The organism is Mycobacterium sp. NGS67 (genome assembly GCF_059812185.1).
The window spans coordinates 74,114-87,334 of sequence record NZ_JCALCF010000017.1 but is presented as its reverse complement, the minus strand read 5'-3'; the positions used below and the strand labels follow the sequence as shown (position 1 = coordinate 87,334).

The window sequence follows — 13,221 nt, the reverse complement described above, 5'->3', positions numbered from 1 at the left end:
ACTCAGATCGGTGCGATATGAGCGATCAGCCACTTGCCGTCGATCCGCTGAAACTCCACCCGTAGCCGGCTGCCGTCGTAGATGGGCTGGCGCGTCTTGTCGGTCACGATGCGGTTCATGTACACCATGACCGTAGCCGAATTCCGTTGAGCAGCAATGACTCCCACGCCCACAACGCTGGCCTGCACCACGACTTCGCGTTTCTTGGCCTCCGGGATGATCTTCTCGTTGACGCCCTTCTTGAACTCCTGTCGGTAGGCGGGAGTCAACAGTGGGAACGCGTCGGTCAGGGTGCGCTCGACGGTCTGGAAGTCATAACCGAAGACCTGCGGGATCTCCTTCTCGGCCAGCTTCGGCAGGGTCTCACGGGCGGCCTGCGCGCCGCGCGCCTCGACCCGATCCCAGTAGAACCAGCCGCCGACCGCCGACAACCCCACCACCACTGCGATCGCCAGGATCGCGGCGGCTGTGAACAGCCGCCGCAGCCATCGCATCAGTTGCCCCCGTTGGGGTACATCAGGTCGTAGCCGGTCATCCGGCCGGCGTCGTCCTCGTGCACGACGACCCGCAACCGGTAGGGCTCGGACGGTTTGTTGACGCCGTCGATGTCGGCGACGGTCACCCGCACCGACACCAGCACCGACGCGTTGCCGCTGACCTCGTCGATGGCTTCGAGCGCGGCGCCGTTGACGACAGCTTCCGACGTCGCATTGGTCTTGCGGTACAGGCTCTTGAGGAACTCGATGTTCTCGCTGCCGAACTTGCTCCGTAGCGGGCCGCTGGTGCCGTTGACGAACCGGTTCACCGACTCGTCGATGGTGTCCGGCGTGTAGCTGTACATGTTGACCACGGTCTGCGCGCCGGCGTCGACGAACCGCTGCTCACGGGCCTGCCGCGCCTCGGCGTGCCCGTGCTGCACAAACAGGACCGCGACGCCCGAAGCCAGGACGGCGATCGCCAGCAACGCGGCCGCGAACGAGATCCAGCCGACGAGCCGGGTATGGGCCGGTCGGCGCCGCGGCGGGCCGAGCTTGCCCGCGGGCTTGCTCAGCTTGACCGAGCGTTCGACCCTGGGCTCGGCGACGACCGTCTCGGCAGCGGCTTCGGTCGGGTCCGTGCCGTTCGATTCGGCTTTCGGGGGCCCCGCGGCGCGCGAGGCCTTGCGGCGCACCCGCGGCGCCGTCAACTGGTCATCTGTCAACACCAAATCCAACTGCAATTCGTCAAAGCGCTTTGGGCGCAAGCATCAGGTCCACCCAATTCTCCGCGCCGGACGTGCCCGTCACGCCGGACGCGAAGATACCAGTGCCGCCCGCGGGGTCGTTGAACCGGCCGGTGGCCGGGTCATAGGTGGTGTAGGCCGCACCGGCGGCCTGTGGCTCGGCACCCGGCGCCGGACCGGTACCCAGGGGTGGCCCGGGCGGCTCGAGGTACTTCGGGTACGGAAGCTGAGGTGGCACCGGCGGATAGTTCGGCGGCATGTACGACGGGTTGCCCGGCGGCGGCCCGCTGTTGTTGGGAGGCGGCGGGTCGTAGGCCGGTTGGTGTGGCGCCGGGCCCGGGCCCGGTATCACCCCGGGCGGGGGCGGCCCGACGATCGGGATACCCGGATCCGGGTCGGCTCCTGGCGGTACGTACGGAAAGTGGTTGGGCGGCAGGATATTCAGCCCGTTGGTCACCGGGGTCCCGTACGGGATCGGGGGTCCGCGCCACGGGTTGGTGCCGACCGGCACGTAACCGCGGGGGTCCCGGCACAGCTGCACGGTGGGTGCCCGTTTCCCGGGGAATTCCTGACACGGATAGTTGCGCGCACCGCGCACCGCGCTGGGGTCGTTCTGGGCGGTCTTGCAGTACAGGTCGCGTGGTATCTCGCGGACTGTTTCGTCGGCGGGCGTGCGGATCAGCGGTGCGGGTATGAAGCCGGTGTTGCACTGCGGCGGGTCGTTGAGATCGAGCTTGAAGTCCAGCTTGGCGCCCTCATCCTGGGGTTGACCGCCGGCCGCCGTGGTGATCGCGGCAAACAGCGCCGGAAAAACCACCAGTAGCTGCTCGATCGTCTTGTGGTAGATGACGCCCACCCGGCCCAGATTGGCCATGTTGGCCGCCAGCGCCGGGAACGACGGTCGGATGCCGGTGAACGTCTCGTTGGCCTGGTCGATCGCGTCCGGTGCGGTGGACAGGGTGTCGCGCAACTGCGGGTCGGCGCGCCGGACTTCGGAGGTCAGCCGCGCCAAACCATCCGACAGTGTCCTGATATCGGCGCCGGCGCGCACCTGGGCCTGCAGGAACGGACCGGCCTGATCGATCAGCTGCGAAACCTGGGGATAGTTGGTGTTCGCCTCATCCACCAGCAGCCGGGCCGATTCGATCAGCCTGGCCATCTCCGGGCCGGTGCCGTTGGTCGCGACGAACGCCTCGTGCAGTACCTCGCGCAACCGCGTGTTGCCCAGACTGCCGACCAAGTTTTCGGCCTTCTTCAACAGGTCGGCGACGTCCTGGCCGATACGCGTGTTGTTCCGGTCGATCTTCGATCCGTTGCGCAACTTGTCCGACGCCGGGTTCTTGGGCGGCGTCAACTCGATGTACTGCTCACCGATCGCCGACACGCTCTTGACCATGGCCGTGACATTGGCCGGAATCGGAGTTTCACTGTTGAGCCGCATCTCGGCGGTGACGCCGTTGGGGTTGAGTTCCACCGACTCGACCCGCCCCACCGCAACACCGCGGTAGGTGACGTTGGCGTTCTTGTAGAGACCGCCGCCCGCCACGAAATCAGCACTCACACCGTAGGTTCCGATGCCGAACGTGGCCGGCAACCGCAGGTAGAAAATCGCCATCACGACGAGCGTCATCACGGTGATGGCCGCAAACACGGACAGCTGAATCTTGGTGAGTCTGTCGATCATCGTTGCCCGCCTCTACTGTGTCGCCGTGCCGGGCGGAATCTTGAACGGGTCGGCCGCTTGTCCGGACAGGTTGGCCAGTTCGCCCATCAGGAAGTTGGGCGGGTTGAGGACTTCGTCCATATGCATCATGTTCGGGTCCAGCGCGTAGGACGTGGTGAAGAAGGTCTCACCGAGGCGACGCAGCGTCAGGTCAAACGTGGTGAACACGTTGAGGTAGTCCCCTCGGACCGCTTGCTTGATGCCGAAGTTGGGGAACGGGAAGGTCAGCATGATCTGCAGCGCGGTGACGAAGTTCTTGCGGCTGTCGTTGAGCGCCTTGATGACCGAATAGAGGTCCTTGAGGTCCGCTGCGAAGTCGGTCTTGGTCTTGGACAACACATTCGACGTGACCATCGCGAGTTTGCGCAGCGAGGAGAACGCTTCGACGATGTGGTCCCGATTCTTGTTGAGCACGCGCAGCGCCTCCGGCAGGGTGTCCAGCGCCCGGCCCAGATTGTCCTTGTCGCGCGCCAGTATGGCCGAGAACCGGTCCAGCCCTTCCACGGCAGCGATGATGTCGTCGACCTGCCTGCGGAGTCCGGACGCCAGCTCCGCAAGTCTGGGCATCAGGTCGCGGAACTGGCCTTGACGACCGGCGACGGCTCGATAAGTCTCGTCGGTGATCTCTTCCAGCGCCCCGACGTTGCCCTTGTTGACCACCACACCCAGCGCCGACAACACCTCCTCGGTCGTCGGGAAGCGGCCGGTGCGCGACTCCGGGATGCGGGACCCGTCGCGCAGCTTGTCCTTCGCTGGGGGCTGGTCGGTCGGTTTTGCCAGCTCGACGTGCTGCGAACCCAGCAGCGAAGTCTGGGCAACCTTGGCGGTCGCGTTCGCCGGCAACACCACGTTCTTGTCCAGCGCCAATTTGACCGCAGCGTAGAAGGATCCGTCGGCACGCTGCTGGGCCGCAATCCCGGCCACGCTTCCGACGGTGACGTCGTCGACCATGACCGGCGAATTCTGCGGCAGCGTAGCCACATCCGGCAGCTCGACGGTGATCGAATACGCACCACCGCCGTGACCGGCGGTGCCCGGCATCGACAGCGAATTCAACCCGCCGAAGGAACACCCGGCCAGCACTGTGCTGCTGGCCAGTATCACGGTGCCACGCAACCAGATCCGCCTCATCGGCCAGCTCCTTGCTCGGCGGGCAGCGGGCCCGGCAGCGCCGGCGCCGAGGCCGGTCCCGGGGCGGACGCCGGACCCGGTGCGGACGCCGGACCCGGCGCGGGACCATAGCCCGGCGGAGGCCCGGGAGCCGTCGGGACGAACAAGCTCTGCAGATCGGTGGCGGCCCCCGGTGCCCCGGGCTGCGTCCCTGATCCCTTGGCCGGAATCCAGGTGAACTCCGGCACCGGTGTCTCGGCTTTGGCCTGGGTCGCGGGGGTGTCGTAGATGATCTGACCCTTGTAGGCCGTGATGTTGTTGAGCGGGTGGAACATGACCGGCGGGTAGTTCGCGGTCAGCCGGCGCAGTACCGGGCCCAGTCGCTCGCGGCAGAGCTCGGAGCGCCGGAAGTAATCCGGTCCCGACGGTCCGCCCTGGGTGTCGAAGGATCCGCCGCAGATGAACTGCACGGGGTTGGTGAAGTTGGGCAGCGAAAGCAACCCGTTGAGGGTGCCCTGGGCCGGGTCGTAGATGTTGTAGAAGTTCGTGATGCCGGGTCCCGCTACATGTAAGACCTGCTCGATGTTGTCGCTCTCGCTGTTCAACGTCTGGGTGAAGTCCTTGAGCTGATCGACCGTTTCGATCAATGTCGAATGGTGCTCGTGCAGGAACCCTTTGACGTCCGTCAGCGCCTGGTTGAGCGTGCCCAGGGTGGTGTCCAGATTCCGCGAACTGTCGGCGAGCACCTGCGACACCGACGCCACGTGCCCGGCGAATTGAACGATCTGCTCGTTGCTCTGCGACAGCGCCTCGACGAGGATCTGCAGGTTCTTGACGGTGCCGAAAAGGTCGCCGCGCGAATCGCCGAGGCGCCCGGCGACTTGCGACAGTTCCAGTAGCGCGCTGTGGAACGAGTCGCCGTTGCCGTTGAGGGTGTCCGCGGCCTGGTTGATCGCCGAACCCAGCGGGCCTTGCAGCTCGCCCGCGGCGGGACTGAGCTGAACCGACAACTGGGTCAGGGCTTCCTTGATCTCGTCCCACTCCACAGGGACAGCAGTTCGGGACAGATCGATGCTGGCACCGTCGGGAAGCGCGGGACCGCCGGTATAGGCCGGCGAGAGCTGAATGAACCTGGCCGCCACCAGGTTCGGCGACATGATCACGGCCTTGGCATCGGCCGGAATCTTGATGTCCTCGGACACGTTCATGACGATTCTGACGTCCGATGCGCGAGGTTCGATCGACTCGATCTCGCCCACCGGAACGCCCAGGATGCGCACCTCGTCTCCCGGGTATAGCCCGACCGAGGAGCTGAAGTAGGCGGTCAGCTTGCGGCCACCGCCGGTCGCGGAGAACAACACGTACGCGCCACCGACCAGCGACGCGACCAGCGCGACGATGGTGATGGCCCGCAGCCCTTTGCTGCCGAAGCGTTGCTTGGTCGTCATGGTGACTTGGGCCTGATCGTCCAGCGCTCCTGGATCATGCCGCGCAGATAGTCAGCGAGGCTGTCCGGAAGCTTGTTCGGCTGGAAGACGAAGTCGAACATCGTCGCCACCAACGGCGCCGGGATCGCGCCGAAGACGTTGACGTTGAATCCGGGTCCCGAGCTGACCACCTCGCCGAGCGTGGTCGCGTAGGTGGGCAGCCGCTTCAGCGCCTCGGTGATGTAGTCGCGGCGCTCGTTGAGGTTGGCCAGCACCTGGTTGACCTTGGTCAGCGCCGGGCCGAACTCCTTGCGGTTGTCGTTGACGAAACCGGACAGCTGCGCGGAGACGTCGTCGATGCCGGCGATCAGGGCGCTCAGCGAAGCGCGGCGCTCGTCGAGTTCCGCAAACAGCTGGTTGCCCTCGTCGACCAGGCTCTTGACCTGCCCGGCCCGTTGCGCCAAGACCGCCGTCACCGACTTCGCGTGCGCCATCAAGGTCTGCAACGCGTCGTCCCGGCTGTTCAACGTGCGCGACAGCGTCGTCACGCCGTCCAGCGCGCCGCGCAGTCCCGGAGTGGCGTCGTGCAGCGTGTCGGTGAGTGCCCGCAACGCCTGCTCGAATTGGGGCTTGTTCAGGTTGCTGGCGTTCTGGCCCAGATCCTCGAGTGCGCCCGCCAGGGTGTAGGGCGTGGTCGTGCGGCTCAACGGGATCGTTGCCGCACGCCCGGACCCGGCGGGACTCACCGCTATCGAGCGCTCGCCGAGGATGGTGTCGGTGCGGATCGCCGCGAGCGACTGGTCACCGACGTTGATGTGGCGCTCCACGTCGAACACGATCTTGGCGCTGTCGCCGGCCAACGTCACCTCGGTCACCTTGCCGACCTTGACGCCGGAGATCAGGACGCTGTTTCCGGGACTTATCCCGCCCGCATCGCTGAAATAGGCCTGATAGCTCCTGCCCTGCGGCCAGAAGGGCAACTTGGAGTAACCGAAGGCGACGAGCATGACCGACACCACGACGACCAGGCCGATTACTCCGGTGCGCAGCGGGTCACGGTCGCGCGAGCTACTTGGCAAAGGAGCACCTCCCTTTACTCGGATCGACCGAGCCGCCCAGACCCAGTCGGATGTCGGAACCGGCCGGACCGTTGATCTTGATGGTGACCGAGCAGAAATAGATGTTGAAGAACGATCCGTAGGTGCCCAGCGCGGAGAGCCGGAGGTAGTCCTCGCCGAGTTGCTCGATGTCGTTGTTGAGCTCGGCTTTGCGGGTGTCCAGTTCGGTCGCGAAGGGCCGGGCGTTTTCCAGCACACCCTGCAGCGGTCGGCGCGAGTTCCGCAGCAGATCCGTCAGGTCCGTGGTGGTCGAGGCCAGCGGCGGAATGGCACCGGCGATCGGATCCCGATTCTTGGCCAACCCGTCGATCAGCTGTTGCAGCTGGTCGACGCTGCTGGAGAATTGCGCGCTGCGCTGGTCGATGGTGCCCAGCACGGTGTTGAGGTTGGAGATCACGTCGCCGATGAGCTGATCGCGTTTGCCCAGTGTCGACGAGAACGCGCTGGTGTCACTCAACACGTTGGCCAACGCCCCGCCCTGGCCCTGCAACAACTCGATGACGGCGCTGCTGATCGTGTTGATCTTGTCGGCGTCCAGGCCTTTCAGCACCGGCTTCAACCCGCCCAGCAGCGCGTCGAGATCCAGCGCGGGCTGCGTGTGCGCGGAGTCGATGGTGCCACCGGACGGCAGCTTGCGCAGCTCGCCAGGCCCGGAAGTGATCTCCAAGAACCGGTCGCCGACCAGATTTTCGTACCGGATCACCGCCCGGGTGGACGAGTACAGCGTGTAGCGGCTGTCGACACCGAATTCCACGTCGACGGTGTTGTCGGTGTTGAGTTTGACCCCGGAAACCGCACCGACCGGCACGCCGGCGATGCGCACCTTCTGGCCGCCCTTCAACTTGGAAGCGTCGATGAACGTGGCGTGATACGTGCTTTCCGAGCCGAACCGGAAGTCGCCGAACACCACCAGGAGCGCCGCACTGACCAGGAGCATCACCACCGCGAAGATGCTGACCTTGATGACCATCGACCGGTGCGATGGCATGCCGCCGGCCGCCATCAGAAGTCGTCCCGTTCTGCGAAGGCGCCGTGAAACAGGAATTGCAGGGTCGACGGGGCGTCGAACTGCACTTCGGTGAACGGCTCGTAGGGGATGAGCGCATTGTCGGTGACCAGGAACGGTGCCCGGTAGAACGAGCCGCCGGTCTGCTTGGTCGGAATGTCAGGCAATCCGCGGCAGTTCGGCCCGCCGGAGGCGTTGACGATCGGGAGGCTCTCTGGATAGGTGTAGGCAGGCGCGCCCAGCACGAAACTCGAGGACGTGAACAGACCGGCTTTCTTGACTCCGAGCAACGGGGCGAACTCCTTGACGCCGCGGTCGATGCCGGCCAGTAGGCAGCCGAATTCCGGCGAGTAGTCCGCCGCCACCTTCAGCGGGGCCCGCAGCCTGTTGACGGTGGCGATCAGATTCTCTTCGGCCGGAGCCAGCGTCTCGTAGCCGTTGTTGGCCAACCCGATCGTGGCCAACAAAGTGGTGTTGAGGTTGTTCTGCTGATCCACGACCGTCCTGCTGAGGGTCGGCAAGTTGCCCAACACCGTGTTCAGGTCGGGTGCGGCGTCACCGTAATAGCCGAGGGCGAGCCCCGCCTGCCGGAAATCTTCCTGCAACGCAGGCAGTTTCGGATTCGCCTGGCGGGTAAGGGTGTTCAGTCCCGTCAGCGTCCCACCGAGGTCGTCGCCGTGGCCACGCAGCCCTTCCGACAGCGCACTCAGCGTTCCGTTCAGCTCGACCGGATCGACCTTGTGCAGCACGTTCATCAGCGACTCGAAGAGGGTGTTGACTTCCAGCTGAACGGCTTTGGCTTCGACGTGGGCGCCCGGGCGCAACGAGGTGGGCGCCGGCGCCTGGGGCGGGATGAATTCCACTGACTTGGCCGCCGAAGATGGTGTTGCCGGCGATGTGCACCGTCGCGTTGGACGGGATGTAACGCATGTCGTCGCTGGTGATGGCCAGCGTCAGCCGTGCCTGGTCACCGCTGTAACTGATGTCCTCGACTTTGCCGACCTGAATGCCTCGATACTTGACCTTGGCGCCTTTCTCCATGACCAGACCGGCACGTTGGGAGGACACGGTGACCGTCTCTGTCGACGTGAACGCCGCGGTGTAGGACAGGTAGGTCAGGACCGCCGACGCCACCAGCAGGACACCCAACACCGCCGCGGCCACCCGGCCTGCGGTCCGTCGTGATCCGGTATCTGACATGCCCGTTACCCCGAGAGGTTGAAGTTGCCGGTCGCGCCGTAAACGGCGAGCGAGATGAGCAGGGTGATGACCACCACCACGATCAGCGAGGTGCGTACCGCTTGCCCGACAGCGATGCCGACACCAACCGATCCCCCGCTGGCGTTGTAGCCGTAATAGGTGTGTACCAGCATCACGGCGATCGACATCGCGATCGCCTGTGCGAACGACCACAGCAGGTCGGACGGGATGAGGAAAGTATTGAAGTAGTGGTCGTAGAGGCCGGCGGACTGCCCGTTGATGAACACCGTGGTGAAGCGAGCGGCGAAGAACGCCGCCAGCACCGACAACGAGTAGAGCGGAACGATCGCCACCAGGCCCGCGAGCAAACGTGTCGACACCAGATACGAAACCGAGTGCACCGCCATGCATTCGACGGCGTCGATCTCCTCCGACACCCGCATAGCCCCTAGCTGGGCGGTGGCGCCGGCGCCGATCGTGGCAGCCAATGCGATGCCGGCGATCACCGGCGCGACGACGCGGACGTTGAGAAAGGCCGAGAGGAAACCGGTGAGCGCCTCGATGCCGATGTTGCCCAGCGACGAGTAACCCTGCACCGCGATCACGCCGCCCGAAGCCAGCGTCAGGAATGCCGCGACCCCGACCGTGCCGCCGATCATGATCAGTGCGCCCGCGCCCAGCGTCATCTCGGCGATCAGCCGGATGGTCTCCTTGCGATAGCGGGTGAGGGCGTTGGGCACGTAGCGGAAGGTCTCCCCGTAGAACAACGCCTGCTCGCCGAAGCTGTCGACCGGTTCAGCGAACTTCGACAAGAAATTGCGTAGGCGAAAGGTGACGTCGTAGCTCATCGCACACTCACCATCGCTCGTCCGTCGTCATTTGTTACCCCGCCCCCCAGTCGCCTACTTAGCCGAGATTCTGACGCCGATGGCGGTCAACACCACGTTGATCACGAACAGACAGATGAACGCGTAGACGACGGTTTCGTTGACGGCGTTCCCGACGCCCTTGGGTCCGCCTTTGACGGTCAGACCGCGATAGCACCCGACCAGGCCGGCCATCACGCCGAACAACAATGCCTTGACTTCGGCGAGGATCAGCTCGCGCAGCCCGGTCAGCACGGTCAGACCGTTGATGAACGAACCCGGATTCACGCCCTGCAAAAAGACCGAGAAGGCGTAGCCACCGGACAGTCCGATCAGGCATACCAGGCCGTTGAGCAGCACCGCTACCAACATGGAGGCCAACACTCTGGGCACCACCAGTCGCTGGATCGGGTCGATGCCGAGCACCCGCATCGCGTCGATCTCCTCGCGGATGGTGCGTGCGCCCAGGTCCGCACAGATGGCGGTGGCCCCGGCGCCGGCGACGACGAGCACGGTGACGATCGGGCCCAGCTGGGTGATGGTGCCGAATGCCGTTCCGGCACCGGACAAGTCAGCGGCACCGATCTCGCGGAGCAGGATGTTCAGGGTGAAGGCGACCAGCACGGTGAACGGGATGGAGACCAGCAACGTCGGGACCAGGGACACCCGCGCGATCATCCAGGTCTGGTCGAGGAACTCCCCGAATTGAAATGGCCGCCGGAAGGCGGCACGGGCAGTGTCTATCGACATCTCGAAGAAACCACCGACGCCTCGGGCCGGCACGGCAAGCTTCTGCAACAAAACCGGGTCCTCCAATCTGCGGCTCGCGGCGATTTTTCTTGACCGGAAACACACCGTTGGATGACTCGTTGCTTGGTGTGAGCGGGCTCATATTAACTAGAACAAGTTCTGGGTGTCGATGAACCCCGCAATTTTTTGCAGCGAAGATGCACACCTGGTACTTCGGCACTGTCGACTTGCGGGTCGTCTTTCGGGATCAGTCCATCAGCGCGGTGGCGGCGAAGTTGCGATCCGGGTCCCGGCCGGCGAAGTAGCCCTGCATAGTCGTGCTCAGCTCAGCGGGCTCCCAGGCCGCGGCGCCGGCATCGAACTGGTGCTCCACCGTCGGCGCGGCAACCAGCGTCACCTTCGGGCCGTAGACGATGAACACCTGCCCGTTGACCTCGGCCGCCGCCGGGGAGGACAGGAACCCGACCAGGGTCACCACGTGTTCGGGTGAGAGCGGGTCGATCTCGCCGTCTTCCGGCGCGGCACCGAACACGTCGGCCGTCATCGCGGTGCGGGCGCGCGGGGCGATCGCGTTGGCGCACACCCCGTAGCGGCTCAGCGCGCGGGCAGCGGTCAGCGTCAGCGAGATGATGCCCGCCTTGGCGGCGCCGTAGTTCGCCTGCCCGACCGGGCCGACCAGTCCGGCCTCCGAGGACGTGTTGACGATGCGGCCGTAGACGCGGCCTTCCTTGGCTTCTTTCGCCTTGGCGCGCCAGTACGTTGCGGCGTTGCGGGTGAGCAGAAAGTGGCCGCGCAGGTGCACGGCGATGACCTGGTCCCAGTCCTCGTCGGTCATGTTGAACAGCATCCGGTCGCGGGTGATGCCGGCGTTGTTGACGACGATGTCCAGCCCGCCCAGTCCGTCGGCGGTGGTCAGCAGTTCGTCGGCGGTTTCGCGGGCGCTGATGTCCCCGGCGACCGCGACCCCCTTGGATCCGGCCGTGCCGATCTCGTCCAAGACATCCGAGGAATCCAGCGCGGCGGCGATGTCGTTGACGACGACGGTGGCGCCCAACCGGGCCAGGCCGATCGCCTCGGCGCGGCCCAGGCCGGCGGCGGCACCGGTCACCACCGCGACCTTGCCGGACAGATCAGTCGCGTTGTTGCTGCTCAATTTATGAATACCTCTAGTTTCTGGTCAGTCTTCCCGTAACAGGGCTGCGCGCGGGCATTCGGCGATCGACTGCTCGGCCAGATCCTCCTGGTCACTGGGAATGGGATCGGTCTTCACCACGGCATAGTCCTCGTCGTCCAGGTCGAAGATATCCGGGGCAATGCCTAAGCACACGGCGTTACCTTCGCACCGGTCACGGTCCACTTTCACTCGCACGGCATCCTCCTGGAACCTGGGCTGGGAGTTAGGGAATACGCGTTATTCGAACTCGGTCTTTGTCTAGCATCTGTCTAGCACCACCATAGGGCTCCGGTCCGCATCAGGGAACGGTCGCTGGATTCAGAGACTAGAACGTGTTACAACCGGGGTGGCCGATGGGTATCCGCTGGTGTCGATGACGGCGGCTGCGCCGGTACCTGGAATTGACGCGATCGCTTGATCGGAGGCGGCGGGAATGCACATCAGTTACACCCCCGAACAGGAGGAGCTGCGTCGCGAGCTGCGCTCGTACTTCGCCGGTCTGATGACTCCGGAGCGTCGCGAGGCGCTGAGTTCGGTACAGGGCGAGTACGGCACCGGCAACGTGTACCGCGAGACCGTCGCGCAGATGGGCAAGGACGGGTGGCTCACCCTGAACTGGCCGAAGGAGTACGGCGGTCAGGACCGCTCGCCGATGGACTCGCTGATCTTCACCGACGAGGCCGCCATCGCTGGCGCTCCGGTGCCGTTCCTGACCATCAACAGCGTGGCGCCCACGATCATGGCGTTCGGCACCGACGAGCAGAAGAAGTTCTTCCTGCCCAAGATCGCCGCCGGGGACCTGCACTTTTCGATCGGCTATTCCGAGCCGGGTGCCGGCACTGACCTGGCCAACCTGCGTACCACCGCGGTGCGCGACGGCGACGACTACGTGATCAACGGTCAGAAGATGTGGACGAGCCTGATCGCCTACGCCGACTGGGTGTGGCTGGCCGTGCGCACCAACACCGAAGCCAAGAAACACCGCGGCATCTCGATGCTGGTGGTGCCCACCACCGCGGAAGGTTTTTCCTGGACCCCGGTGCACACCATGGCCGGCCCGGACACCAGCGCTACCTACTACACCGACGTGCGGGTTCCGGTGACCAACCTGATCGGCGAGGAGAACGCGGGCTGGAAGCTGGTCACCAACCAGCTCAACCACGAGCGCGTCGCGCTGGTCTCGTCGGCGCCGATTTTCATGGCCCTGCGGGAGGTCCGCGAGTGGGCGCAGAACACCAAGGACGACGGCGGGGCGCGGCTGATCGACTCGGAGTGGGTGCAGATCAATTTGGCCCGCGTGCACGCCAAGGCCGAGGTGCTCAAGCTGATCAACTGGGAGCTGGCTTCTGCCGATGCCGCGTCGTTGAATCCGGCGGACGCCTCGGCGGCCAAGGTGTACGGCACCGAGCTGGCCACCGAGGCCTACCGGCTGTTGATGGAGGTGCTGGGCACCGGAGCCACGCTGCGGCAGGACTCCCCCGGCGCCCTGCTGCGCGGCCGGGTCGAGCGGATGCACCGGGCGTGCCTGATCCTGACCTTCGGCGGCGGCACCAACGAAGTCCAGCGCGACATCATCGGCATGGTCGCCCTGGGCCTGCCCCGCGCCAGCCGCTGACCCTTCACAG

General features: G+C 65.3%; 12 protein-coding genes and 1 pseudogene. 1 reads left to right on the top strand and 12 read right to left on the bottom strand.

Annotated features, from left to right (window positions below; translation table 11 throughout):
• Positions 1 to 2: 2 nt before the first annotated feature.
• The 12 genes and pseudogenes from AC5Y4D_RS17115 to AC5Y4D_RS17060 all read right to left on the bottom strand — a co-directional run bounded on the left by AC5Y4D_RS17115 (position 3) and on the right by AC5Y4D_RS17060 (position 11,791).
• Positions 3 to 494, bottom strand: coding sequence for a mammalian cell entry protein (locus tag AC5Y4D_RS17115; protein WP_499943652.1), 492 nt, complete (start codon positions 492 to 494; stop codon positions 3 to 5).
• Positions 494 to 1,213 carry an Rv1363c family protein gene (locus AC5Y4D_RS17110; protein WP_500037697.1) on the bottom strand — a complete coding sequence of 240 codons (720 nt, stop codon included), beginning with the start codon at positions 1,211 to 1,213 and terminating at the stop codon, positions 494 to 496. Before AC5Y4D_RS17110 ends, AC5Y4D_RS17115 begins: the two co-directional genes overlap by 1 nt.
• A gap of 10 nt (positions 1,214 to 1,223) precedes the next feature.
• Entirely contained in the window at positions 1,224 to 2,906 is a 1,683-nt protein-coding gene (locus AC5Y4D_RS17105; protein ID WP_500037696.1) for a virulence factor Mce family protein, read from the bottom strand.
• Between the two features lie 12 nt (positions 2,907 to 2,918).
• Complete coding sequence (locus tag AC5Y4D_RS17100) at positions 2,919 to 4,076, bottom strand: virulence factor Mce family protein (RefSeq protein WP_500037695.1); 1,158 nt, start codon at positions 4,074 to 4,076, stop codon at positions 2,919 to 2,921.
• Complete coding sequence (locus AC5Y4D_RS17095; protein ID WP_500037694.1) at positions 4,073 to 5,503, bottom strand: virulence factor Mce family protein; 1,431 nt, start codon at positions 5,501 to 5,503, stop codon at positions 4,073 to 4,075. Before AC5Y4D_RS17095 ends, AC5Y4D_RS17100 begins: the two co-directional genes overlap by 4 nt.
• Positions 5,500 to 6,561 carry an MCE family protein gene (locus AC5Y4D_RS17090; protein ID WP_500037693.1) on the bottom strand — a complete coding sequence of 354 codons (1,062 nt, stop codon included), beginning with the start codon at positions 6,559 to 6,561 and terminating at the stop codon, positions 5,500 to 5,502. The genes AC5Y4D_RS17095 and AC5Y4D_RS17090 overlap by 4 nt, the downstream gene beginning before the upstream one ends.
• Positions 6,551 to 7,603: a virulence factor Mce family protein gene (locus tag AC5Y4D_RS17085; protein ID WP_500037692.1), complete on the bottom strand. Its 1,053-nt coding sequence runs from the start codon at positions 7,601 to 7,603 to the stop codon at positions 6,551 to 6,553. The genes AC5Y4D_RS17090 and AC5Y4D_RS17085 overlap by 11 nt, the downstream gene beginning before the upstream one ends.
• Positions 7,603 to 8,806 (bottom strand): annotated as a pseudogene (locus tag AC5Y4D_RS17080) (virulence factor Mce family protein). The gene AC5Y4D_RS17085 and the pseudogene AC5Y4D_RS17080 overlap by 1 nt, the downstream one beginning before the upstream one ends.
• Before the next feature lie 5 nt (positions 8,807 to 8,811).
• On the bottom strand, positions 8,812 to 9,654 hold the full coding sequence (locus AC5Y4D_RS17075) for an MlaE family ABC transporter permease (protein WP_500037691.1): 843 nt from the start codon (positions 9,652 to 9,654) through the stop codon (positions 8,812 to 8,814).
• Between the two features lie 54 nt (positions 9,655 to 9,708).
• A complete protein-coding gene (locus AC5Y4D_RS17070; RefSeq protein ID WP_500037690.1) occupies positions 9,709 to 10,473 on the bottom strand; it encodes an MlaE family ABC transporter permease in 765 nt (254 codons plus the stop codon).
• Between the two features lie 196 nt (positions 10,474 to 10,669).
• The gene (locus AC5Y4D_RS17065) at positions 10,670 to 11,584 is read right to left on the bottom strand and encodes a 3-oxoacyl-ACP reductase (protein ID WP_499943686.1); all 915 of its coding nucleotides are present in this window, start codon (positions 11,582 to 11,584) and stop codon (positions 10,670 to 10,672) included.
• Between the two features lie 15 nt (positions 11,585 to 11,599).
• On the bottom strand, positions 11,600 to 11,791 hold the full coding sequence (locus tag AC5Y4D_RS17060; protein ID WP_499943664.1) for a ferredoxin: 192 nt from the start codon (positions 11,789 to 11,791) through the stop codon (positions 11,600 to 11,602).
• Positions 11,792 to 12,029: 238 nt separating this feature from the next.
• Between AC5Y4D_RS17060 and AC5Y4D_RS17055 the strand changes: the two genes are divergently transcribed.
• The gene (locus AC5Y4D_RS17055) at positions 12,030 to 13,211 is read left to right on the top strand and encodes an acyl-CoA dehydrogenase (RefSeq protein WP_499943665.1); all 1,182 of its coding nucleotides are present in this window, start codon (positions 12,030 to 12,032) and stop codon (positions 13,209 to 13,211) included.
• Positions 13,212 to 13,221: the final 10 nt, after the last annotated feature.